This window comes from Mesoplasma sp. JKS002658, from assembly GCF_023566355.1.
Taxonomy (GTDB): Bacteria; Bacillota_I; Bacilli_A; order Mycoplasmatales; family Mycoplasmataceae; genus Edwardiiplasma; species Edwardiiplasma whartonense.
In genome coordinates this window covers 136235-161185 of record NZ_JAKNSW010000001.1, presented here as the reverse complement: position 1 = coordinate 161185, position 24951 = coordinate 136235, and the positions used below count along the sequence as shown (strand labels likewise).

Here is a 24951-nt window from a genome sequence, read left to right as displayed (position 1 = left end):
ATTTTCCTCTTCTCTTATTTTAATTCGTATCAGTTTTTCCCACTTGATTGTGAAGTGGCCAATTTCACCTCAATTACTTCTTCAGGACAAAAGATGGATTTTAACTTTATAAAAGCTTCATCCATATGTTTAGTAATAATTTGCTTAGCCTGGTTAATTTCTTCGTTTTTCAAAGAAAAAATAATCTCATCATGAATTTGACAACTCATAAACGAAGTTAACTTCGCTTCTTGAAACTCGCGGTCAATATTAATCATGGCAATTTTTAATAAATCAGCAGCCGTACCTTGAATTGGCATGTTTACTGCAGCTCGTTCACCAAATTCTTTTTGAAAGCGCACTCCTGATTTTAATTCTGGCAGATAACGCCGACGCCTTGACATTGTTTCAACATAACCATACTGGTTGGCAAAAGCAAGGGTTTTATCTTTAAAGGTTTTAATTGCAGGAAAAACCTCATAATAACGATCAATCAATTCTTGAGCTTGTTTGTAACTAATTCTTAAATCTTTACTCAAACCAAACGCACTTAATCCATAAATAATACCAAAGTTAAAAACTTTCGCTACCCGACGCATCTCTTTATCCACCACATCTTGTTCAACATGAAAAATTCGACTAGCTGATTCAGCGTGGATATCACCATTTTTAGCAAAAATTTCTAACATATGTTCTTCGTGTGCCATTTGTGCTAGAACCCTTAATTCAATTTGCGAATAGTCATAACTATAAAAAGTGTAACCTTCATCAACTATAAAAATCTTCCGCACCTGTCTTTGTTCTGGTTCTCTAATAGAAATGTTTTGCAAGTTTGGTTCGATGCTACTCAATCTTCCTGTAGTAGTTAAAGTTTGGTTAAAAATTGTATAAACCCGACCATCATCATGAATATATTTCACAAATCCACTCAAATAAGTTGATTCTAACTTCGTTCACTTGCGATATTCTAAAATATGACCCACAACCGCGTGTTCAGCTAAAAGTTCTTCTAAAGCTTCTCTGTTTGTGCTCCGCTTTTTCTTATTGGTTAGTTTTAAAGTATCATAGAGCAATTCTCCAACTTGTTTAGGACTGGCAAGATTAAAGTCAGCAGTAATTGTATCACCCAAAATTTCCCGAATTTCAAGTTCAATTTCCTTAACTCGTCTTTGTGCAAATTTAATCTGTTCATTTAGTTGGTCTTGATCAATTAAAACACCGTGCTTCTCCATTCTTAAAAGAACAAACCCCAAAGGATAATCAATTTCTTTTAATAAATCTAGTTGGTGGTTGCTTTGTAACTTTTCTAATACTAAGGGTTTAACCTTTTGTAGATAAACTGCCTTTTTAACGATGAAATCACCCTTTTTATTAAGTTCAATTTCACTAGTTTTTTTCATCCCCTTACCATAAAACAGATCATCTTGATCAATACTTAAATCTGGTGAAACCATTCCCAAATGATTACTAAAAGTAGAAGTGATGTTTGGGTCAAGTAAATAACAAGCACTCATCATGTCATAATTAAAACTTTCATAATTGGGATGATAACCCATGTTTTCTAATAAAACTAAAGTTCTCTTCACATCATAAGTTTCTTTTGACAAGTTTGACTGCAAGAACTGGTCGAACTCTTGATCATAATTAACCTTTTGCTCTGATGTTAAAGAAAATAAATCAAGCTGATTATCATTAAAAAAGTTTAAGAAGAAATTACCCTTGGTGTTACTGATTCCAATACCAATTATTTGGCCATCATGATAATTACTATCCAAACTTTCTACAAAAATACTGGTGTTGTCAACATTAAAATCACTAGACCATTGGTCAATCAATTCGTACTCAATAACTAATTCTTGATTAATCCGATCAGCAGTATTAGTTAAATTACGAACAATACTTTTCATCTCATATTTATTCAAAAAATCAATTAAGGGGTTAATTGTTAAGTTGAGTTTGTGAACTTGAAAACCTTCAATATAAATGTTCCTTTCAATCGTAGCAATATCACGACATAAAAAAGCACTATCTTTATCATTGATTAATTTTTCTTGAGTTTTACCTTTAATTTCATCGATATGAACATAAATACTTTCCAGACTCCCATATTCATGAATTAGTTTTTTAGCACGAATTTCACCAATGCCAGCAACTCCTTTTAAATTATCTGAACGATCGCCCATAATCCCCTTTAAATCCGGGACTTGTTCAGGAGTACAACTTCACTTTTCTTGTAATGCTTGCCTGTCAAAAACCTCAAGATCACTGGTTCCTGAATGAGGAACTAAAACAAAAGTACGGTCATTGATTAATTGAAATAAATCCTTATCACTAGAAAGAATTTCAATAAGATATCTTTCTTTCTCGTGATAAATTTGGTTAGCCATACTACCAATTAAGTCATCAGCCTCATAATCATCCATTTCAAAATAATCAATGTTAGCAGCTTTTAAAAATTCACGAGCAATAGGAAATTGTTGAATTAATTCATCAGGAGTCTTTTGTCTTCCTGCTTTATAATCAACCAACTGGTCGTGACGAAAAGTATGTTTCCCCTTATCAAAAGCAACTTTAACATCATAATAATTGTTGCGTTCAATCAACGAAGTTAACATATTAACAAACGAAAACACGGCATTAGTATAAATTCCAGTTGTGGTTTTTAATAAGTTACCCCCTTTATAAGCAGTTGCATAATAAGCACGAAAAATTAAAGCGTTCCCATCAACTAATAAAATTTTCTTTTCATTTTTACTCATTGTTTTTCTCCTTTAATTTAAATATTCACCAATATTTTCTACAATTGCACCAAGTTGATTATTGTATTCTTGAACAACAACTTTCACCAGAATCACTACTCCTGGATGTAAGTAATCTGCTTGCTTTTCATACTGAGAACTAAACATCGTTGCTTTTAAAGTACCACTATCATCACTAAGGTCTAAAAAAGCCATTAGGTGGTTGTTTTTATCCCGTTTGGTTCGAATTGCATCCACACTAGCAATCACAAAGCCTTTTTGGTGTTGTTCTTTGATCTGAGCCAAAGTTAAAACATTATAACTACTATACTCTTTTCGTTTAGTAGTAAAGGGATTGTTTCCTAAATAAAAGCCAAGATACTCAAGTTCTTTTTGCGCAAGAAGTTTCTTTTCAGATTCTTTGATTGTAGTTAATTCAGGAATCGTTAATGGATCAATTGTTACTTTATTTTGGTTTGACAAAGCAAAATTATACAGAAGATCAATGTTTTCTACTAATAAAAAGCGGTCAAAACGATAAAAGTCAAAAGCTCCTGCTCAAATTAAAGCTTCAAACAAACTTTTACTCATCCCCTTATCAATTAAATTAGCAATTAGTAAGCAAAAATCATCAAAAATCGTTTTGTTAGTCTTTCAAAGTTCTTGCAACTTTCTTAAAAATTCAGGACCAATTCCTTTAATAATTGTTAACGGGGCAAGAATCATCTTATTATAGGCAACATACTTCTGATTAACATTCCGAATACTTGGTCCTTTAAAATCAATGCCATAACCATCAATTTCTTTGATATAAGCAGCAACTTTAGGAGAATTTCCCACACTAGCATTAAATAAAGAAACATAAAACTGTTCAGGATAATAAGTTTTTAACCACGCTAATCAATAAGAAATATAAGAATAAGCAATCGAATGAGACTTATTAAAACCATAACTAGCAAAATCAGCAATTCAGGTTCAAATTTCGGTGGCTTTACTTTGACTATAACCATTATTCAAAGCCTGACTAATAAATTCTGGTTTTACTATGGCCATGTAATTGGCATTCTTTTTGCTCATAGCTCTACGAACTAAATCTGCTTTTCCTAAACTAAAACCACTGACTGCTTGCAAAACTTGTAAGACCTGTTCTTGGTAGAGAATAATTCCATAAGTTGAAGCAAGAATATTAGTCAAAGAAGGATCAATAATATAACTATTAAGCTTTTTCTTTGATTCTCGACGTTTAAGATATTCTGGAATCATTGATGATGGCCCGGGACGGAAAAGTGCTGAAGTTGCAGAAATATCATCAATTTTTGTGGGTCGCATCTGCATTAGCAACTTGGTCATCCCTGGTGATTCTAATTGAAAAATTCCCGAAGTTTTCCCACTTTGTAATAATTGATAAACCTTTTGATCATTTAAATCTAACTTATCAAAGTTTAAATTAACCCCCTCGCTGCGAACAACGTTTTCTTTAATTTCTTGGAGTGTAGTTAAATTTCTTAATCCTAATAAATCCATTTTGATTAAACCCAAACCTTCAAGATAGTTCATGTCAAACTGGGTTTGCACGATTCCATCATAACCAGTTCGAACTGGCAAAACATCACGCAAATCATCTTGGCACAAAATTATTCCTGCTGCATGAGTGCCTGTTTGGCGGGGCAAACCAATTAATCTTAAAGCAGTTGTGAAAATTTCTGGGTTATCTTCAGCATAAATTTTTAAAGCCTTAGAATGAGCGATTGCTCCTTGTAAATCACTTTGAAATTGGAACGGAATTAAACGAGTTAACTTATTGGCAAATTCTACTGGTTTATCAAAAGCACGAATAACATCTCTTAACGCTGACTTTGCCCCAATAGTTTGGTAAGTGATGATACTAGCAACATGATAGGTACCATACTTTTCAACCAGATATTCAATCACTTCTTCACGACGATCATCTTGAAAGTCTAAATCAATATCTGGCATTGTTTTTCGTTCAGGATTTAAAAATCGTTCAAAAACTAGGTTGTACTTTAACGGATCAACTGTAGTAATTCTTAACAAAAAAGCTACAAGCGAACCAGCCGCACTTCCTCGTCCTGGACCAACCATAATTTGACGACTTTTAGCAAACCACACATAATCTCTTACAATTAAAAAGTAGTTGGCAAAACCCATTTCTTCAATAATTTTTAATTCTGAATCTAACCGGTCATAATACTTTTGATGATCAGTTTTTGCAACTTTATAAATCCGAAGGTATGAAACCAAAGAATCTAAACTGACTTGACGAAGAAATTGGGATTGAGGGATATTGTTGGGAGTTTTAAATTCGATTAAATGGTTTTGAGGTTGAACAAACAAATCAAAATCAACCATTGCAACAATTTTTTCCAAATTCATTTGGTTTAAACGTTCAACATCAACTTCATAACTAGGATAATGAAGTTCAGAAGTCGCACCAATCTGGGTAATTGTTTTATTTTCTTTGATTGCTAATAAAGTACAATAAACCTTAGCATCATCAGAATTAAGATAAGCAATTCTTTTATTAGCAACAACATTATTTTTGGTTTGAAAATCATCAACAAGAGGATGATTAATTCCAAAAAAGAGGTTTGTTTCATCAATTCTGACTAATAATTCTTCTAGTAGTTGCACATCATCGTTTTTTTCAAAACTAACAACATAAACTAGGTTATTATCAAAATAAGTGCAAGCAAACTTGAAAAAAGCTCCTAGATCAAGATTGCTTATTTGCAACTCTGAAGCAAGATAACAAAGGTTTTTATAACCTTGATGGTTTTTAGCATAAAGGTTAAAGGTAACTTTTTGGTCATGAAGATTATCTTCATAAGTTAAGCCAATGACTGGTTTGATCCCAGCAGCGCTAAACTTATCATAAAATTCTGCAGCTCCATACATCACACCACAATCAGCATAAAAAGCATAAGGAAAGTGATGTTTAACAGCAAAGGCCAAATAATCATCAACAGTGATTAATGATTCTTGAAAATTATAAGCAGTCTGAATATTTAACTGAGGATAATACTTCATAATCGTTTTCCTTCTAAATTTATGCTTGATTAAACACCACTTGACTAAACTCGCCCTCGTGATAGTGAAACTTTTGAATTTCTGATGCCATGATATAGTCTAAAATCGGTTCTCACATCAATGATGCTTCTTGTTTTTCAGCCAATCAAACTCGAGGTTTAGTCACAGGATTGGTTGGAACAAACATTGAACAAACATCATCAAAAGGTAAAATTGAAATCTCATAAGTATTAATTCTTTTCGCAATTTTAATAATATCTTCTTTATCATTCATAATCACTGGTCTAAGGATTGGTAAATCTGACACCAGATTTACTGTTGTTATCGATTCAATTGTCTGACTTGCAACTTGACCTAAACTTTCACCAGTAATCAAAGCTTGATGACCTTCACTAACAGCAAGTTTATTAGCAATGCGCACAAACATTCTCCGCATAATGTTAATCTTATAACTTTGGTCGGGGATATGGTTTAATTCTTGGAGCATTTTAGCAAAATCGACCACATATAAATTAAAACTTTGATAATTATATTTGGCAATTTGACTCGCTAGTTTAAAGACTTTATCTAAAGCTTCTGGTGAGGTATGAGGAGGAGTCATAAAGTGAATAAAGTCTACTTGCATTCCTCTTTTCATCGTTAAAAAACTTGCAACCGGGGAATCAATTCCTCCACTTAACAAGGATAAACCTTTCCCTGATACTCCTACTGGGAGCCCCTTTAAAGCCTTAATTCGCGAACAAAAAATATCAATCTGATCTTTTTTTACCACCACTTCAACCTTTAAATCAGGGTGGTGAACATCGACTTTTAAAGTAGTTGTTTGCAAAACTAATGGTGCTAAAAACTGTTTGATTTCAGTTGAAGTTAAGGGGTAAGTCTTATCAATACGCTTTACTTCTAATTTAAAGGTTTGTGCTTGATGAAGATTTGTTTCAACAATTTTCAACACTTGAGCTTGTAAGTCTTTTAAATCTCAAGTACTTTTTTCAATCACAGATAAAGAATAAATTCCAAAAACAGTTTGTAAATCACTAATTAATCGCTCTAAAAAATCATCTGCTACTTCGATAATTAATGAGTTATGGTCTCTAATCAAAGTGGTTTTTTCTTGATAAGGTTTCAACCGAAATTTAATGTTTTGGATTAGTTTAGTAATAAACTGTTGACGGTTCCCTCCCTTTAAAGTTAATTCTCCATAACGCACTAAAACCCTTTTCATAACTTGTTTTCCCAATTCTCTCTTAAAATAAATTTTTCTTCTCAATGAATTCTGCTACGATTGCTTGGTAGTTTTTTTGCCCATACCACTCAACAATCTTAGTCTTCATCTCATCAACTTCTTTTTTCTCCACATTAGCATCAACTAGGGGAATAATTGCTGAAGCAATTCGGTAAAGCTGATGTCTATATTTTATCTCAGAACCAAGCGTTATCAGCTTAATTAATAAATCTGATAAACTACTATTTAATTCTTTTCTCAAACTTTCATTAGTGATATTTTGTTGATACTCTTCCAAACTTAAATATTCTTTTTTAACCAGAAATTCTTTTAACAAATTCAATTCTTGTTGATAACGTTTCTTTTGAACCGAAGGTAATCATTCACCTTCTTTGATAAGTAACTCAACACTACGAATTAAATGTTTGGCTTCAAAATTTAAATCCAAATACTGACGGTAATCTTCTTCGATTTTGGCAAAGTTTGGTTTAGATTGTTCTAGCACAACAAGATTTTCACTCAACACTTCGAGTTGAACTTGTAAAGAATTCTTCATTTTTAAATAATTTGTTCCTGAATCAACTTTAGCAAGAATTGCCTCAATCTTATTAAGTGAGCCTAAAAAACTTTTTCGTGAATTCAAACCACGTTTTTTATCATCACTTTTAAATTCTGCTAAAATCAACTCAATTTGTTGCACCAAGTCATTAAATTCATCCAAATGATCAGTTAAATAAACCTTGATTTTTTCTTCGTATGCCAATGTTTTCTTATACTTAACAATTAAATCAATCACTTCATCAATTTTGGTTTTAGCAACACGAATTTCTAATTGCTCTAAATCTAAATTAGCCTCATTAATCAAATTTTCAACATTCTCTTTTAAAACTAAAACCCGTGACTTAATTTCTTGGTTATTACTAAAATTATTTTCATTAATAATTTGGTTCCAAGAACTTTCTAAATCAAATTTCAAATATTGATTAACTACTGGATATTCACTTACTAAAAAAGATAACTTGTTAATTGCTAAACTAAGTTTTTTCAATGTTGTTTGAGCATTTAAATAACCCCCAGTTTTGATCAACATTTCAAAAGTTGTTAATTGGTGATAGAGATCAGTCAGTTTTGTTTGGAAAACATCTTGATCCAAGTTCAAGTTTTGCCCGTGAGTTTCAAGATTATGTTGATACATTTGTTCTAAAAGATTAATTTGCTCATGCAAAATAATTGCATCATCTCTTAGGTTGGCTTCTAATTTGAAAAAGGTATTAATACCGTGACTTAAAGCGTCTAATTTTGCTTTGATTAAACCAAGATTTTCCTTCAACTCTTTAGTTTTTTTCCGATTTTTAATCCGTAAACTAAAAGCAGAACTATCAGCAGTGAGCTCAACAAACTCTTCAATTAGCGATGAGGTTTGGTTAAATAACAAATTAAGATATTCACCAGAAGCCGCCTTAAACTCAATTTCGAAGTTATTCTGGTTTTGATGATTAACTTCGTTAAATCATAACAACATTTTATAAGCAGGATGACGATAAATAATTTCAATTAACTGATCAATAGCATAAGCTTTTTTTACTTGTTGGCGATAAATAAAAAACAAAATGGTCGCAACAATTAAACTCAAAAGAAAAAAACAAAAAAAAGTTAAAGCAATGATGTGATCAGTGCTTAAATTCGTGACTAAATTTCTACTATTAGCTAAAAACAACTTATTATAATCCTTTTTTATCTTTCTATTAATTATACCAAAATGAAATAATAGAAAAACCAAGTTCTTTTGGTTAAAACAACCTATTTTTCAACCAAAAAAGAAATAATATCGTGAAAACCAAGATTAGAAATCAAAAATAACTTGGTATAATTAAGGAGTTATTTTGATAATACTGCAGATAAATATATCTCTTGATCTGTCTTATATTTTAATTAGTCGTAACTTTTAGCAGTAAAAGCGAATGATAAGACTCTCATTGATAGGATTTGTTAAAGATTATTTTGATAACCATTAAAAAATTAATAAAGGGAGATTTTGGACATGTCAAGATATACAGGTTCAACATTCAAAAAGTCTCGTCGTTATGGTTTTTCAATTCTTGAAAACGGGAAAGAATTTTCTAAAGGGAAAAAACGTAGTAGTGCTCCTGGACAACACGGTGCTCGTCGCAGCAAACTAAGTGGTTATGGATCACAATTGCAAGAAAAACAAAAAGTAAAATTCATGTACGGATTGAGCGAACGTCAATTTAGAAATACTTTCTCAAAAGCTAAAAAAGTTCGTGAAGGAATCTTAGGGGAAAACTTCCTTGGTTTACTAGAATCAAGATTAGACAACATTGTTTTCCGTTTAGGATTTGCAATGACTCGTAGTGGTGCACGTCAACTAGTTAACCATGGTCATGTTTTAGTTAACGGAAAGAAAATTGATATTCCTTCATATCAATTAAAACCGGATGATGTTGTTGAAATCAAAGCATCAATGCAAAAAAATGACAAAATCATTGAAGCTTTACAAAACAACGAAGCAACTGTAGAATTTGTTAAAGTTGAAAAGTCAGCTTTCAAAGGAACTTTTGTTCGTTTACCACAAAGACAAGAATTAAACCAAGAAATTAACGAAGCTTTAGTCGTTGAATGATACAACCGTTTAATTAAATAATCATTTAAATTAAACTTAAAACCAGAAAGGATTAACTTTCTGGTTTTTTATACCAATCATAAAAATTAACCTATTTGACTCTTTCACTTTACTTAGTTTTTTGTATTATGGAGAGGGAAATCTTCATGGCTATTTGAATAGATAGATACTCTAGATAAAGGTGAACATACAGGTGTAGTAAAATGAAACAAATTGATAGAGATTACAAAAGGGAGATTATTAATCTTCTTAAAGGAAACGGGGATTGATATCCTCGCGATTTTAACTATTTCGGAAAAGGAGAATTAATTCATTTTTTGAATGAGTTATACCCATTAAAAGAAATGAAGGGAATGTACAGAGGAAAAAATGCATATGATGATATTTTTAGACATACAATAAGTTTTCCTTCTGATTGGGATAAAAATGGGGATTAGGTCTTTGCTGATGAAAAACTTTTAGAATTCGTTGTCTATTCCTTTAACCCCTCACCCTCAGTAAGAAACGAAAAACAGAACTGAAAATATTACTTGGAAAAAATAAATGTTTTATTGAATCAATGTGGATATGAAATATATGAAAAAGATAAACTTGGTGAAAAAGTAAAATGTGGTTGAAAACCAATCAATTCAATCTTAATGGAAACATTGAATAATTCAAAATATCTTAGTCTCAAACTGATTGGAGAAGGTTCTTATGCACAAGTTTTTAGTTTTAAAGATCCTAATTTCAAAAAACATTATGTATTAAAACGAGCCCTTTTATTTGTACTGTTATTATAGTCTTTTACTATTTAACTGAAGCAGATAAAAGTCAAACTCAGCAAAAACTCGCTTATTCTCAAGAAAAAAACTTTAATGCAAAATAACCAAGTACCCCACCATATCCAGCAAGAATGAGATAAGCTGGAAACATTGTTGTTTGTTTTAACCCATTTGCACAAGCAGTCATGATCAAGATTCCACAACCAGAAGGGGTAAGATACTGCAGATATTTGAATCAATCACCAAAGATATAAGAAGGAATGGTAGCTCCAGAAACAAGTAATAAAAAGTAAAGAATAACAAAAGTAGCAAAAACTGCGGTGGTATTGGTTTTTGAAAAATTACTAATTAAAATCGCAATTAAAAAATGAATTGAAAAAATAATTACTGGTCAAAACAGTACAGTTAAAATCATTTGATAACTATCAACAAGATTAAAAGCACTTGAAGCAATAATTCAACAAACTAAAAAAATTGCTAAGAAAAAACAATAATTAAACAAAGCAATCCCAAAAAGATACTGGTGCTTTGAAACATTAGCTAATGAAAGTTGCTTGACCCGTTTATTGATTCGATCCGATGTTAAAACAATCGGGATTGATGACAAACTGAAAGTTAAAATCATCATCATGATTACAGCGGGAAATAAAAAGTCCATTACCGAAATATGTTTAGCATCAGAAACTTGAGAACTACCTCAAAGCTCCCCGACAATAATTGTTCATACAATTGGAAAGACAATTCCAAAAATAAGCGATCACGGATTTTTGATAAATTTATAGAAACTAAGTTGAAAAATTTGGGGCACTTTAGCTTTCATCTTCCATCAACCTCGCTAATTTTTGTTCATTTAACTTATTTTTCAAAATTTCTTGATCATAAACAATTTCTTGTTGATCGATTTTTATAATTCTTGTACACAATTTTATTAACTCGGCAGGATCATGAGAAATTACAAAAATAATCGCTTCTCCGCTAGTTTTTTTCCTTGCCAAAGTTTCTTCAAATCATTTCTTAGTTTTTAAATCCAAAGAGTTACTAACTTCATCAAAAAGAATAACTTGGGGATTATTTGCCATCGCAATCATAATTTTAAAACGTTGTTTTTGCCCCCCAGATAGGGTTGAAAATTTATGTTTTTCTAAACCGGTAAGACCATATTTTTTAAAGTCATCTTCTTGAGAAATTTTATTTTTCGCTTTTCCTTGATCATCAAACAATTTTTTGTAAAAAAGATAATTATGTTTTAAATTAACTTCATCATCAAAACTGGTTTCTTGAAAAACTGCATTTTTCCTTAAATTTTCAATTGAATAATTAATTTCTCCACTAGTCTTACTTTTTGTTCCTAAAATAACTTCTGCTAAAGTAGTTTTCCCACTCCCATTTTTACCAATAATACCAACAACTTCACCTTCTTGAAAATTTAAAGAATTAATCTTCAAAACTGGTTTTTTACCATATTTTTTAACAAGATTAGTAATTTTAATTTCAAACATATTTAAGCTAACGGATGGGGATAATAAAAAACATTTTTTATTAAACTACTTTTTTCATAAGGCATGGAAGGTAAAAAAACCGGAAAGAGTTGAGGACTCCATAATCTAGTAACTACTGTGATATTTTTTATTTCAGGAGGAGTGATATCCATCGCATAAACATCGACTTCTTTTTCTTTCAAAGATTTAAATAACATTTTAACTTCTTCTTTCTTATCGTTATTTTTTCTCCCTCATTTTCTTTGTAAATCGCGCAAAGAAATTTCTCCTTCAATTCTCTTATCTATCTCAATTTTATTTTTAACGTAATTCTTAGCATCAGCATACAACAAAACGTTGTCATCAAGATTTGCAAAAAAATTTACATGTTCGTTTTTAAAGTAGTGACTATCACTTTGGAAGATAAAACTATAATAACTTGACACAAAAACAGACAAACATTCTAAAGTAGCCCGCTTGATAGCCTCGGTAGCATCAGTTGAAGCTTGAATACCAAAACTTATTGCTGGAAACTTTTTATCTTTTGTATAAGCAAAACAACCAACGATACAAAGATCACTTATTTGATCTTGATATAAAACATATTCCAATTCAACTTCATTGACATTAGTTAAAATTTCCTTGATTCAATTTAGCATTTGAAAGTCATCAATGATTATTCTTTTGCTCTTACATCCGTAATACCAATTTAAATTAAAATTATGAATTTGAATTAATTCAACCAGTGAATTAAAAAGCGAATTAGGATAATTATTATGAGAAGCTGTTCCTGTCGATACAGAAGCCAGAAACTTTTTTTCATTTCGATTTTCCGAAGGAAAACCGATAAAAAACATTTGAGCAGGAACATAAACCTGCTTTTTATCAAGTAAGTTTTCTAGTTCAACTCATCAAACCAAAGTTTCTTCATTAAAAGCAGAATCAGAATATCCTTTAACATTCAAGCAAATTTCCTGGATTTTCTTATCAGAATAAACATTAATAAAATCTGCTGACAAAAAATCTTTTTTGTTATTTTTTAATTCTTTGATAGAACTGTAAATTAATTTAGTTTCATCAACCAAAGTATGTGCCATGATAGACGCATACCGTTCAACAGTTTCCCCATTTAATCTTCGAAAGGCATTTAAAAACTTTTCATCATAACCGCTGATATGAAATTTTATATTTCTTTCATCTTTAAAAATTTTTCGAGAATATTTGGGTATATCTGCTGATAAAACTTCAAATTTAGGCATATCTGTTTCAATTCATGAATTTAAAAAATATCCTGAGACAATTCCTACATTAGCAGAACCAATAAGATCATATTTTAAAAACTCTTCGCCTTCAAACTCGTAAATACTATTTTTCATTGATAATTTCCTCAATTGCTCTTTTCATATTTATATTCATTTCTTTTGATTGTTGTCTGGAAATAAAACCACAAGTTTCGCAAAAAGAAATTTTAAGTAATTTATCAACATGAAATTCAAAAGTCGGTAAATAGATTGAAAGCACCTTGCTTTCGATCAGTAAAGCGTTGTATTCTCTACTTCTAATGATAAGATTATTTATCAAAGAACTCAGTAAATTAAAATCAGAAACACACTCTTCAAAATTAGTTTTTTCTTCTAATTGATCAAAATTTCTTAAATTTTCTTTATCCTCAATTCTCGAAACAATTCTTTCATAAAAACAATTGAAACATCCTGTAAAGTTTTTATCAATATACAAGGCATGAAGATAATCACCATCTTTAAAACCCAGTAATCAGCGAATGTTATTTTTAAAACAATACTCATTAATTTGTTTTAATTTTTGAATTGAAAAGGAATCCAATAAAACTAACAAATTTTTGCATTCATTATTATCAAACATAAACTCAGCCAAATCTAGAATTTTTGAATTATCATTTTCTAAAAATTGAAATTTATCAAGTAAAACTTCTTTTTGTTTGAAATCAGTTAAAACCAATTCAGGAACAAAAGGTTCTTGCAAAGAAAATGCAAGGGAATATTCTCTCAGTCTCTTTAAAAACGAATCAATAGGATTTTCATCCTCTTGCTCTCTTATTGTTACCGATTCTCCATAACTTAATCTTTTTAACTTGTCTGTCAATTCCAAAAAAAGTTCTTTCTTTAAATCTTTCTTATTTATTATTATCTTGTAATAATTAAAGATACCCTTGGTAATAGAAATACTATCATCAAAGAATTTTATATTTGTAGATTTGTCTAATAAAACATTAATCATTGTTCTCTCCTATAACTGATGAATTTAGTAAATAAATCCCAAAGTAATTATTTAGTTTTAACTTTTTTAAGACAGCTTCTGTTGTATAACTACCTAAATTACAAGTTCCATAATTCAACGCTGCACCTAGCAAATCAACATTTTGTAACATAGATCCAACTTCAATTGCGCCAAAAATTCCCGCAATATCCCCGTATTTATATTTATTAACATTAGAATCATAAACATAAAATAAAAGAAAACTAAAGTTATTATCAGCACTTGGTAGAATAATTAAATTATCGATATTTAAATCTTCATTTTGAATTAATTTCAAAGAGTGACCATAAGGTTGATATTGATAAAAACCTTTTTCTATTTTTTCTACCTTATTTGCATAGATAAATATTTTTATTGGGTACAAACCACCTCCCGAAGGATAACTTAAATGTTCTCCATAAGTAGCTGAGAAAAGGTAACTAAATATCGAAGAAATCTTTTTGAAAGACATAAAACCTTTACCAAATTGTCTTTGACTTTTTCTGTTCTTCAAACAAAAGTCTAAAGATTTCAATTCTTCGTTTACTTTGTCTAATTTAATACATTTTTCTGTTGCTTCTTCTAAAAAGCGATATTTTAAACTCATCTTTGCCGCTTCACTAAAAAAGCTAGCAATTGATACACTAAAATCAGTCTCATTCAAGTTTGTTTTATAATTACGAAAATAAAGATCCATCAATAGACCATCATCATTTTTATAATATAAATTATTTTCATGAGCAAAATTATTCTTTACAAGTGTCTGCTTCGGATATTTCGAGACAAATTGATTTCCCATGTTAAATGAAAAACTCGTTTTTATTTCATCTTCTTTTTTCATTCTCTCTCCTTTTTAAAAACACCACAAAATCTTAACAAACGATTCTATGGCGGAAATATGTGCTAGTTTATTTCTATAATGCACAACAGCAACATGGGCAGCAACTGCAGCAGCAGCAGCAACTTCCTAAAAGCATACCGTCTTTATATTTAGAATCAGAAAAAGAACTATTGTTACTGCGAATAACAAAAAAGTCTTTTTCAATAGAAATTTCGTTGAGCATAAGAAGACCTCCCTTCCTATTTATAATAAAACTTTTCTAAATTAAAAATTTTATTTACCAGTCTTTTTCAAAAACTCGGTCTGCTCTGCTCTTTGAAAATAAAAAAGAGTTATAATGTGCTAATTTAATCTTGAAACTTTAATAAAAAAACTAGAAAGTTGATTTACTTTCTAGTTTTTAAATCAAGTCCAAAGAACTTTCTTTTCCCACGTTTAATAAACAAGTATTGGTGGTTTAAAGCCAAATCAGTACTTAAGACAAAGTTCTCATCATTAATAACTTCACCATTAATACTAATCGCTCCAGATTGAAGAAATTCTCGAGCTTCTCGTTTAGAACCAGCCGCTTTAGAAGTGACTAAACCATCAATCAAAAAACTTCCAGAAGAAATTCTTCCTGAAGGAATTGAATGAAAGACAACTTTCAATTCCTCGTCATTTAAGTTTTTTAAATCGCCATTAAAGAAAGCATTAGTAATATTTTGAGCTGATTTTAATCCTTGTTCATGATGAACAAATAAAGTCATTTCTTCTGCAAGTTTGACTTGCATTAAACGTAATTGTGGTTGAGCATCAGCCTTTGTTTTTAAATCTTCAATTTCACTTTGACTTAAGAAGGTAAAAAACTTTAACATTTGATAAGCATCAAGATCATCTTGGTTAAATCAAAACTGATAGAACTCATAAACACTGGTTTTCTGAGCATCTAATCATACCGCTCCTGATTCGGTCTTGCCAAATTTTTTCCCATCTTTTTTAGTTAACAAGTTAATGGTTAACCCTGCAGCTTTAGTTTGGTCGCGACCCACTTTTGCTCCAATTAAATCAGTTCCTGAAGTAATGTTTCCCCACTGGTCAGAACCACCAATCTGGACTTGACAATTATAGTTTTGATAAAGTTGGTAGAAGTCATAAGCTTGAAGAATTGTGTAAGAAAATTCTGTCACACTTAAACCAGTTTCAATCCGAGTTTTAATTGACTCTTTGTTTAAAAGGTAAGCAAGAGTAAAATCCTTACCAATATCACGCAAAAAATTTAATAAGGTTAATTCTTTCAACCAATCATAGTTGTTAGCAAACTTAACTTCAGGAATGATTCCTTTTAATTGCTTAGTAATCGCATCAGTATTAACTTTTACTTGTTGGGCAGTTTGCAACACTCGTTCCTGGGATTTAAACGAAGGATCACCAATCATCCCTGTCCCTCCCCCAATTAAAGCAATTGGGTCAAAACCAAATAATTTAAAACGTTTTAACAAAGTGATGGGAATTAAATGACCAACATGCAAAGAATCAGCAGTGGGGTCAAAACCACAATAAACGCCAGCTTTATTTTGTTGTGCAGACGTAATTCGTTCAAGACTAGTATATTGTTTAACCAAACCCCTTCACGTTAACTCATCAATAATACTTGATTGTTTAGTATCCATTAGCTCTCCTTTATTTATCATTTTCATGCTTTTAAGCGTTTGTTTTCGTGTTCTTCACGACCAAATTTTGCTTGTCCTTGACCATTCAAAGCAACATTATCACCAGTAAAACCAATATTAACTTTCACCAAAGCTTCACCAATACCATAGAGATCCACTGGAATCTTTTTTTGTTCAAAATCAGCAATTTTTTCAGCATTGAATCCAGAAGAAACAATAATCTTTACATGATTGAATCCTTCTTGATTTAAAGCTTCACGAACGGCCACCACGAGATATTCACTAACACCATTTAACTTCGCATCCTCTGGATATTGGTCTTTAGTCTTACTCAAGGTTTGATCAACTAAATTAGCAGCAGTATCTAAACGAATTGCAAACAACTTCTCTTTAAAATAACGAGCAACCTTTAAAGCATCATTAACACAATCATTATGATAGTCCACTAACGCAACCAGTCTATTATCTGGAAAAGTTTCATGAAAAGCTTTGGTAGCTTCTAAGACGTCACCATCAAAAATTTGAATTAAAGCATGGGGCATTGTTCCACTTGGCTGTTTAACAGTTTCATCATCAATTAATTCCAAGGCCGCCTCACTGACAAACTGGCGAAAACCACCCACATACGATGCATAGCCATCAAAGGGTTGGTTAAGATATAAATCAGCACGATCGTTCATATTTAAGGCTCTTTGGGATCCAACCACCGCAATTACCCGAGCACTATTGGTCGCAATCGAAGAATTGCGGGCAAGAATTCCATCAATCATTCCTTCTAAAAAACCAAAATCTTGGTAATGACCAGTAATTTTTAAAACCGGCTCTAAGGGTTGAACAACCATCCCATCATCAAGAGCTTCAATTTTTAAAGTTAAATAGTTAGGACAAGCAAACTTAATCAAAGCCAAAACTTGTTTAATTCCACATACAACAGTATTTTCCTTGCGTTGAAAGAACTGCATTGTTACCACAGCATCACTTTTATATTTTTCAACAATCTTAACAGTTTTTTTAAAATAATCTGCTAAATAATAACCCTTTTTAACCTGGGCATCAAATTGATAGTTTTTCATGAATTATGCTTCTGACTCCTTGAAAAAATCTTGACCCACTTTATTTTCAAACATTGGGGGCAAAACAACAATTCCAGTTTGGTTAAAATCATCATTTTCTAAACCCAGTTCCTTTTGGCTACAAATCATTCCATTAGATTCATATCCTCTCAATTTTGAAGGCACAATTTGTTCACCATTAGGCATTCAAGCACCATTTAACGCCACTACTACCAACTGGTCAATAGCAATATTAGCCGCTCCACAAACAATTTGTTCCACTCTGGTTCCTAGATCAACCTGACACAAATGTAAATGAGTTCCCTCAATATCTTCACACACCAAAACTTTGCCAACTACAAATTGCGAACTTTGAACAAACAAAAAATGATCTGCTAGTTTTGTCTTAACGTAATCAAGCACTTCAGGTTCAAAAGAATTAAAAGCTTTAATTGGATGCAAATCTTGAGAAACCTTAAAAATATTTATCCCATTAATTTCATCATTTTTACCACCAAGCAAGACAACATCACCCTTGATATCGATTAATTGTGAAGGTTCGTTTTTCTTGACTACCATTAACACATCAAACAGCTGATTGTAATAAATTCCGTACATCTTCGCACCCGTTTTCGTTTTTGTTATAAAATCTATTGAATATAAAACAAATAGAATCTCTTTTTACTGATATCATTATATCAAACATTATAGAATTGTTTTAGTATCGTTATGGAGGGCATTACGAATGAAAATTGCTATTTTAACTGATTCATCCTATGATGGAAAATTAAAAGATTATAAGGATCTTTATTTAATTCCGCTAATGATTATTACTGAAGATGGAAAAGAAATCAAAGATGATAGTAGTTTTAACAAAAACGAATTCTACGAATTGTTAAAAAATCAACAATTAAAAACTAGTCAAACAAGTCCAGGAGACATGATTAAAATGTGAGATCACCTTTTAAAAGATTATGACCAAATCATTTGTGCCTTCATTTCTAAAGGTTTAAGCAGTCAATTTAGTAATTATCGAGTTTTAAGTGAAACTGAAGAACGCTACAGAGGCAGAGTATTTGTCACTGATACTAACGGAGTGAGCATTGTTCAACAACACATTGTAAAAAAGATTGCCAGTTGGATTAGTCAAAATAAAACTGGTTTTGAAATTCTTGAATTAGTTAAGCAAGAATCAGAGAATTTTTATGGATTTATCATTCCAAAAAATTTAGAAACTTTAAAACGTGGAGGAAGAATTACTCCAGCAGCTGCTAATTTAGCAAAAATTTTAAAAATTGTCCCTGTTTTAACTTATGATGGAACAATTGATAAAGCATTCACAACCAGAACCTTTAAAAAAGCAGTCGCCGAAGCTGTCCAAGCAATTAAAAAAGAAATTAGAGATTTAGAAGTGGTTGACTTAACTTATTCTCGAACTGCTGAAGAAAATGTTGAATTAGTGAAACAAATTATTGAAAAAGAAGGCTTAGAAATCGGAATTGAATCAGAACTTACTAACGTAATTGCTGCTCATACTGGAAGAGACGCTTTCTCAATTATTGGATGAAAGGAATAGTTTAATGAATAACCAAAAAATCGGAATCTTAATTGATACAGCTGCAGGAGATGATTTTCAACTTTATGAAAATACAGCTATCGCCCTACTTCCTTTGCATATCATTTTTGAAGATGAAACCGACATCATTGATACCCCCCAAAACTTAATAGAAACTAACTTCTATCAACGTGTTGCTGATGGAGAAAATGTGAGAACTAGCCAAGCGAGTCCAGGTGAGTTACAAGCAAAATATGAAGAAATGCTTAAAACATATGATTATATTATTCACTTGCCAATCCCTGGTAATCTATCTTCAATGTACCAAACTTCTTTAATGGTTGCCAAAGAATTTGCCAACAAAGTTAAAGTGATCGAACACTCAATGGCTGCAAACGGAATTAAAGAATGCGCTTTAGTCTTAGACCAACAAATCAAAAATGGAACCTTAAATTCCATTGAAGCAATCGAAGATTTCTTAAAAACTTATGAAGAAGAAATGTATTTAGGGATTGTTCCTGGAGATTTGAAAAAGTTAGCTCGTGGTGGAAGAGCGGTCGGGATTATTCAAACAATTCTGAACGTCTTCAAAACTAAAGTATTAATTAAATGAGAAGCAAAACCAAAAAAACAAGCTTTTGGTCGTACAATTGGTTCGGTTTCTAAAACTGCAATTAGTACAATTAAAGAAAAATACGATAATACAGAATATAAACTGATTTTTGTCACCACTCCCTTAACTGATGAAAAAATCAAACAAGCAGCGATTGAAGTTCTTGAAAAAGAAAAGGTTGCCTACGAAAACGAAGAAATTCCTGCAATGTACACCGCTCATGCTGGAGTAAATACAATCGGTTTTATTTCTGTCAAGAAATATTAATTAATCATAATAAAAAAATACCCCATGGGGTATTTTTATTTTTTACTTTGGCAGGGGTGAAAGGAATCGAACCCTCAGCGCACGGTTTTGGAGACCGTCGTTCTACCACTGAACTACACCCCTATAAAAAATCGCACCCATTGAAGTGCGAAGACTGAAAATCATCATGGCAGGGGTAGCAAGACTCGAACTCGCGACACTCGGTTTTGAAGACCGATGTTCTACCAACTGAACTATACCCCTAGGTCTCAACCTTAAAATTATACCTAAATCTCGCTACTTTTTTGCAAAAAAAAGAAGAAAAAGGCCTTTAACTCCAAAGAAAGCTACTGACCCATTTCTTGTTTAATTACACAATTTTCACAAACCCCGTGACACTCAATTTTAAAATGATCCATTAAAAAATTAATTGATGCACCAAGAGTAATTAACTGGTTATCAGCGATTTGTTCAAACTTAGTTGCATCAACATGATAAAGTTGATTACACTTGATACAAGAAAAGTGAATCAGATTGGGAGCAACAATTTCATAACAAATTTGCTTACCATTAAAGGTATTGGCACTAACCACATGATAATCTAACAAAACATTGAGAGTATTATAAACACTCGCAACATTGATTAGGTGATTATCTTTTTTTAACTCATCAACAATCATTGGTGCAGTGGGATGGTCTAAACGAATTAAAATTTTAATAATTGCTTTTCGTACCTGAGTTAACTTAATATTTTGTTGTTTTAATTTTTGCGTAATAGACTCATAAAGTTTTTCTTGTGCTTTAGTTATCGCTTCACCCATGTTTTATTGTTTCAACTTAATAATTAGTTGATTCAATTCTCCTATTGTTTTAAAATTTTGTAATTCCTCATCTGGTACAGAAATTTCCAATCTGTCTTCTAAATCAATCACCATATCCATCAAATCTAAAGAATCAATTCCAACAGCAGTTAAGATGGTATTCTCATTAAGATCACCTTTTGCACCGTGTTTTTTTAATTCTTTAATGATTTCTTGTGTGTAATCCATTTGTAACCTCCAGGATGAATTTTTTTATCTAAATTAGATTATACTATACTTTCAATTTAATTCATTTTGGTCATTTAAGTGAATTTTTGCCCGAATTACTTTGGGCTGTTTTTGATTTTCAGTTGAAAAAGTAATGGTTTTAGCTAATAATTCCCGATAGCTTGTTTTCAGTTTCATTAAAAACAAATATTGAAAATTAACTAAATCAAAATAATAATTTTGATTTTCTACTCTTAATAATTGTTGTGTTTCTCTAGCAGTAAATTTTAGTTGTTCAAAATTATGTTTCGTAGTTTCATCATCTTCATAATAAAGATTTGGATGCTGCCTGCTAAATTGATAAATTAAATATCCTCCTCCACCAATACTTGAAAGCACAATTAGTGCCAAGAGAATTTTAGCGACAATTTTTGCTTTGTTCATCAAGAATCGCCCTTAATTTGGTGGTAAATATTTCGTATGTGAATGATGATGACAAGAAGAAATCTTGTGGTTGATAAGTGACATAATCAATTAAATCAAGTTCTTGATAATCATAATTAATTATTGGTTCATGATTATTAATTAAAATTTTATAAGTAAAAGGCTTGCCAAATAATAATAAATTAATTAACAAAGTTTGATTAAATTCACTAGAAAAAAGCACATCACCACTACTAGTTTTGACAATTTTTTGCAAGTTATAATCATAATCAAAATGATCAGCAAGTCTGAGGATTCTTTTATCTTGAAAATCATAATTAACTTCATCGAAGTTATAATAATTTTTCCATTCATCACTACCAATAATTTTTAGTTGGCCAACCACTATTTCATCACCAACAAGGCTATTGCGTATGTCCCATAAGATGTTTTTTAAATCAACAAGCTCTGCTAAAAAAGGTGGTCATTCTTCTGTGGTATCAATTGTGAATCCCAAAAGTGGATCATCACTTCTCATCCGAGTCTGCACGAAATTAGCTTTTAATGAAATAGTCTTCCTTAACAAAGGATAAAAGACGTTTTCTTGCTTGGTAGTGGTGTCTCTGCTTAGACAAGCCACTACTTGGTTAGAAACAAAGTTATTGTCTCTAATTGTTTCTGTCGCTGTTTTAATATTTAAAAACCCCTTATTAAACCCAACCCCATAATTATTAGTTAAGCCGATTTTACTAGTTGACTGATACTCTAAATTAAACAAAAAATCATTTGAACTAGGATCGATTAAAGTTGATGGAATTTTGTATTCGAAAAAATCTTGGTGTTTGATTTCAATGCGGTGGTTATTATCATCATATTTGAGGAAAAGTTGTTCCATCAATGCTGATGGTTGCTTAGTAGCATAATCAATAGAAACTAGCCCACTATTTTCTCGTTTAAATAAAGTAAAACTTAAATTAGTTAAGAGAATGGCTCGTGGTAGTTTTGTTCAATCAACTTGGTTATTGTTTGCAATTAACTCAAACCAAACAATCAACTTGTAATAGCTTTGTTTATCAATCGTAGTTGGTTTATTTACAAACATAAAATTAGGTGCTAATAATAATCCTTGCTCTGAATCGTTGTAATTTATAATACTAGCCAGAACGTCATCTTTAGCCATTTGATTGGATATTACCTGGTTAATATTCATGTTTTCTATCCTCCCGTTTATGGTTTACGAGAGAAATAAAAAAACTTCCCAAAAATAGGAAGATAATTTTTAAAATGGGGCGTTTGAGGGGAATTGAACCCCCGTATGTCGGAACCACAACCCGATGCGTTAACCACTTCGCCACAAACGCCATTTCAAAGTGTTGAAAACTCAACACTAGAATTGTACCTTTTCTTTCAGCGTTCTGTCAAACAAAAAGCGCGGAGTTAAGCGTTATTTCTTTAAAAAGTTTCACTTTCTAAAATGGTTAAAATTTCGCGGGCTTGTTTCTTATTCTTTAAAAAAGCACCAGCTCCATGGCGAGTTCCTCACCCTCCGTATTTGGCAGCAAACATATTTACTGGTCGGGTTTTTGAAGAGAATTGGGCGCGAATCCTTTTATCATCATATTCTACAAACATCACACAAAATTCAGTAGTAGCAAAATCGAGTAATAATCAGTTGAATTGTGAGGCACGATTAGGTTCAACGTTATAGCGTTTTAACACTTTGTTAGGTAAAAAAACTCATGTCGTGTTTAAAGAAGTTGACTTTAAATGGTTAACCAAATAAGCTTTTAGTTTATTTTCTTCAACCGAAGCATAAACCCTGCGATTCAGAATTTCATGAGCACTAGGACTTAATTCCACAAGTTTAGCTAGAGTGGTAAAAGTTTTCTTATTGAACCCTGAGGTGAGAAAGTTAGTTGTTCCTTCTAAAATTCCAATCAATAAACATTGAGCAGCTTCAGGAGTTAACATTCACTTTAAACTTAAAGCAATGTTAGCGATTAATTCACTACAACTCGAAACACTTTGGTCGTTAATATCAACTTGACCATAGACCTCTTTTTCAGGATGATTATCAATTTTAATGACTGTAGCACATTCTTTTCAATCATCACCATCAATTCAATCACTACTTGGTGTATCCACCACAATTGCTAACGAGGCAGAAATTAAAGCAGGATCATAACTATCCATTCGTCCTAAAGGGTTGAGATATTCACTATTCTCTCCAGCAGCATAAACGTTCTTATCAGGAAAATTAGTCTTAATAATTTCTTTTAAACCCAACTGTGAACCATAAGCATTACCATCAGGATTATCGCGTCGATAAATAATAATCGTGTCGCTTTGACTAACTATGTCTGCTAATTTTTGATAATCTCTATTCATAATTGTTTTCCTTCTTATATTGCTTAATTTCTTTTAATAAAGTTGAGCTAGTTTTTTTATCATCGGGTTGGCTAAAAAAGTAAACTAGTTCTAATTGAGGATTTAACACCTTATTGTAACTAGCAATTTTGGCTTCATAAGCAAAGTCAACATCATTTCTAAATCCCCGCAAGCAATAGTTAATTTGGTGCATTTGGGCAAAAATCGCAGTCAAGTAATGTTCGTTGAGCATTACTTTCACTCGTGGGTTAGTCTGAAAGATTGTCTCAATCATCTCTACACGACTTTGACCTGAGTGTTGATAGGTTTTTTCTGGATTTCTTGAAACTACAATCACTACTTGGTCAAATAATTGTAAGGCTTTTTCAACTAAAACTTGGTGACCAGAATGAAAGGGATCAAAACTCCCAGGAAACATAATTACCCTATCATTTTCAATCTTTAAGTTTGGTTTCATCAATTGTGCCAATGTAAGGTAGGTTTCTTAAACGTTCTTGATAATCCAGACCAAACCCGATGATATATTCATCATCCATTCCAAAACAAAATCAATCCGCCTTTATTCCTGGTACTCTGGTTTGGTTGTTTTTATCAATTAAAGCCACAATCCTTACACTGTTAGCTCCTTTCGCCATCAAATAAGCTTTAATATATTTCAAGGTCAAACCACTATCAATTACATCTTCAACAATCAAAATGTCTTTATTTTTGATTGTGGTGTTAACATCTAAAACAATCTTGGGTTCACCACTAGTTTTCATCGTTCCCTTATAAGAAGAAACTACCATAAAATCAGTTTCACACTCATAATCAAAGTGCTTTAAAAACTCGGCATAAAAAGGAACACAACCTTTTAACAAGCCTAAAATAAGAATCGTATGTTCTTTAATGTTTGGTTGTTTTTGATAAAAAAGACTAACCTCTTGAGCAACTTCTTGAGTTTTTCTAACAATTTGTTGGTTGGTAAACTTAATTTCTTTTACTAAAGGGTGTTGTTGACTAATCATAA

General features: G+C 31.4%; 23 protein-coding genes and 3 tRNA genes. 4 read left to right on the top strand and 22 right to left on the bottom strand.

The features are described 5' to 3' along the window. Window positions 1–14 precede the first annotated feature (14 nt). Genes polA through LD125_RS00775 form a run of 4 tightly spaced genes read right to left on the bottom strand, consistent with a single transcriptional unit; the run spans window position 15 to window position 8704 of the window. Window positions 15–2738 carry a DNA polymerase I gene (gene polA / locus LD125_RS00790; RefSeq protein WP_250137588.1) on the bottom strand — a complete coding sequence of 908 codons (2724 nt, stop codon included), beginning with the start codon at window positions 2736–2738 and terminating at the stop codon, window positions 15–17. Window positions 2739–2750: 12 nt separating this feature from the next. Then, window positions 2751–5765 carry a DNA polymerase III subunit alpha gene (gene dnaE / locus LD125_RS00785; protein WP_250137589.1) on the bottom strand — a complete coding sequence of 1005 codons (3015 nt, stop codon included), beginning with the start codon at window positions 5763–5765 and terminating at the stop codon, window positions 2751–2753. 19 nt (window positions 5766–5784) lie between these two features. Next, entirely contained in the window at window positions 5785–6987 is a 1203-nt protein-coding gene (gene thiI / locus LD125_RS00780) for a tRNA uracil 4-sulfurtransferase ThiI (RefSeq protein WP_250136874.1), read from the bottom strand. 22 nt (window positions 6988–7009) lie between these two features. Next, window positions 7010–8704, bottom strand: coding sequence for a hypothetical protein (locus LD125_RS00775; RefSeq protein WP_250137590.1), 1695 nt, complete (start codon window positions 8702–8704; stop codon window positions 7010–7012). Between the two features lie 324 nt (window positions 8705–9028). Between LD125_RS00775 and rpsD the strand changes: the two genes are divergently transcribed. Continuing rightward, window positions 9029–9649: a 30S ribosomal protein S4 gene (gene rpsD, locus LD125_RS00770; protein WP_250137591.1), complete on the top strand. Its 621-nt coding sequence runs from the start codon at window positions 9029–9031 to the stop codon at window positions 9647–9649. Between the two features lie 182 nt (window positions 9650–9831). Continuing rightward, complete coding sequence (locus LD125_RS00765) at window positions 9832–10065, top strand: AbiJ-related protein (protein ID WP_250137271.1); 234 nt, start codon at window positions 9832–9834, stop codon at window positions 10063–10065. 397 nt (window positions 10066–10462) lie between these two features. Here the strand turns inward: LD125_RS00765 and LD125_RS00760 are convergent, their stop codons facing one another. The 8 genes from LD125_RS00760 to ytpR form a co-directional block, all read right to left on the bottom strand. Continuing rightward, the gene (locus tag LD125_RS00760) at window positions 10463–11212 is read right to left on the bottom strand and encodes an ABC transporter permease (RefSeq protein ID WP_250137272.1); all 750 of its coding nucleotides are present in this window, start codon (window positions 11210–11212) and stop codon (window positions 10463–10465) included. Further along, window positions 11202–11891 (bottom strand): ATP-binding cassette domain-containing protein, encoded by a 690-nt coding sequence (locus tag LD125_RS00755; RefSeq protein ID WP_250137273.1) that lies wholly within the window; start codon window positions 11889–11891, stop codon window positions 11202–11204. Before LD125_RS00755 ends, LD125_RS00760 begins: the two co-directional genes overlap by 11 nt. Before the next feature lie 2 nt (window positions 11892–11893). Next, a complete protein-coding gene (locus LD125_RS00750) occupies window positions 11894–13246 on the bottom strand; it encodes a YcaO-like family protein (RefSeq protein WP_250137592.1) in 1353 nt (450 codons plus the stop codon). After that, window positions 13236–14126 (bottom strand): hypothetical protein, encoded by an 891-nt coding sequence (locus LD125_RS00745; RefSeq protein WP_250137275.1) that lies wholly within the window; start codon window positions 14124–14126, stop codon window positions 13236–13238. Before LD125_RS00745 ends, LD125_RS00750 begins: the two co-directional genes overlap by 11 nt. Then, entirely contained in the window at window positions 14119–14985 is an 867-nt protein-coding gene (locus LD125_RS00740; RefSeq protein WP_250137276.1) for a SagB/ThcOx family dehydrogenase, read from the bottom strand. The genes LD125_RS00745 and LD125_RS00740 overlap by 8 nt, the downstream gene beginning before the upstream one ends. A gap of 386 nt (window positions 14986–15371) precedes the next feature. Next, the gene (gene tyrS / locus LD125_RS00735) at window positions 15372–16637 is read right to left on the bottom strand and encodes a tyrosine--tRNA ligase (protein ID WP_250137277.1); all 1266 of its coding nucleotides are present in this window, start codon (window positions 16635–16637) and stop codon (window positions 15372–15374) included. A 14-nt stretch (window positions 16638–16651) separates the two neighbouring features. After that, window positions 16652–17710, bottom strand: a complete 1059-nt coding sequence (locus tag LD125_RS00730; protein ID WP_250137593.1) for a nicotinate phosphoribosyltransferase — start codon at window positions 17708–17710, stop codon at window positions 16652–16654. 3 nt (window positions 17711–17713) lie between these two features. After that, entirely contained in the window at window positions 17714–18307 is a 594-nt protein-coding gene (gene ytpR / locus LD125_RS00725) for a YtpR family tRNA-binding protein (RefSeq protein WP_250137594.1), read from the bottom strand. A gap of 127 nt (window positions 18308–18434) precedes the next feature. On the opposite strand from ytpR, the gene LD125_RS00720 reads away from it, so the two are divergent. Next, on the top strand, window positions 18435–19265 hold the full coding sequence (locus LD125_RS00720; RefSeq protein ID WP_250136881.1) for a DegV family protein: 831 nt from the start codon (window positions 18435–18437) through the stop codon (window positions 19263–19265). A gap of 4 nt (window positions 19266–19269) precedes the next feature. Beyond that, window positions 19270–20124 carry a DegV family protein gene (locus tag LD125_RS00715; protein WP_250136882.1) on the top strand — a complete coding sequence of 285 codons (855 nt, stop codon included), beginning with the start codon at window positions 19270–19272 and terminating at the stop codon, window positions 20122–20124. A 48-nt stretch (window positions 20125–20172) separates the two neighbouring features. Here LD125_RS00715 and LD125_RS00710 read toward each other — a convergent pair. From LD125_RS00710 to hpt, 10 genes are all read right to left on the bottom strand, one after another. Next, window positions 20173–20247: transfer RNA gene (locus LD125_RS00710), tRNA-Trp, on the bottom strand. A 44-nt stretch (window positions 20248–20291) separates the two neighbouring features. After that, window positions 20292–20367, bottom strand: a tRNA-Trp gene (locus LD125_RS00705). An 83-nt stretch (window positions 20368–20450) separates the two neighbouring features. Continuing rightward, window positions 20451–20924, bottom strand: coding sequence for a Fur family transcriptional regulator (locus LD125_RS00700; protein ID WP_250136883.1), 474 nt, complete (start codon window positions 20922–20924; stop codon window positions 20451–20453). 3 nt (window positions 20925–20927) lie between these two features. Next, complete coding sequence (locus LD125_RS00695) at window positions 20928–21152, bottom strand: acyl carrier protein (protein WP_250136884.1); 225 nt, start codon at window positions 21150–21152, stop codon at window positions 20928–20930. A 33-nt stretch (window positions 21153–21185) separates the two neighbouring features. Further along, a complete protein-coding gene (locus tag LD125_RS00690; protein WP_250136885.1) occupies window positions 21186–21575 on the bottom strand; it encodes a hypothetical protein in 390 nt (129 codons plus the stop codon). After that, entirely contained in the window at window positions 21550–22764 is a 1215-nt protein-coding gene (locus tag LD125_RS00685; protein WP_250137595.1) for a hypothetical protein, read from the bottom strand. Before LD125_RS00685 ends, LD125_RS00690 begins: the two co-directional genes overlap by 26 nt. 75 nt (window positions 22765–22839) lie before the next feature. Continuing rightward, window positions 22840–22915: transfer RNA gene (locus LD125_RS00680), tRNA-His, on the bottom strand. Between the two features lie 91 nt (window positions 22916–23006). Then, window positions 23007–23942 carry a DHH family phosphoesterase gene (locus LD125_RS00675; RefSeq protein ID WP_250137596.1) on the bottom strand — a complete coding sequence of 312 codons (936 nt, stop codon included), beginning with the start codon at window positions 23940–23942 and terminating at the stop codon, window positions 23007–23009. Continuing rightward, on the bottom strand, window positions 23935–24399 hold the full coding sequence (gene coaD, locus LD125_RS00670) for a pantetheine-phosphate adenylyltransferase (protein ID WP_250136888.1): 465 nt from the start codon (window positions 24397–24399) through the stop codon (window positions 23935–23937). Before coaD ends, LD125_RS00675 begins: the two co-directional genes overlap by 8 nt. After that, window positions 24368–24946, bottom strand: a complete 579-nt coding sequence (hpt, locus tag LD125_RS00665) for a hypoxanthine phosphoribosyltransferase (protein WP_374982230.1) — start codon at window positions 24944–24946, stop codon at window positions 24368–24370. Before hpt ends, coaD begins: the two co-directional genes overlap by 32 nt. Between the last annotated feature and the right edge of the window lie 5 nt (window positions 24947–24951).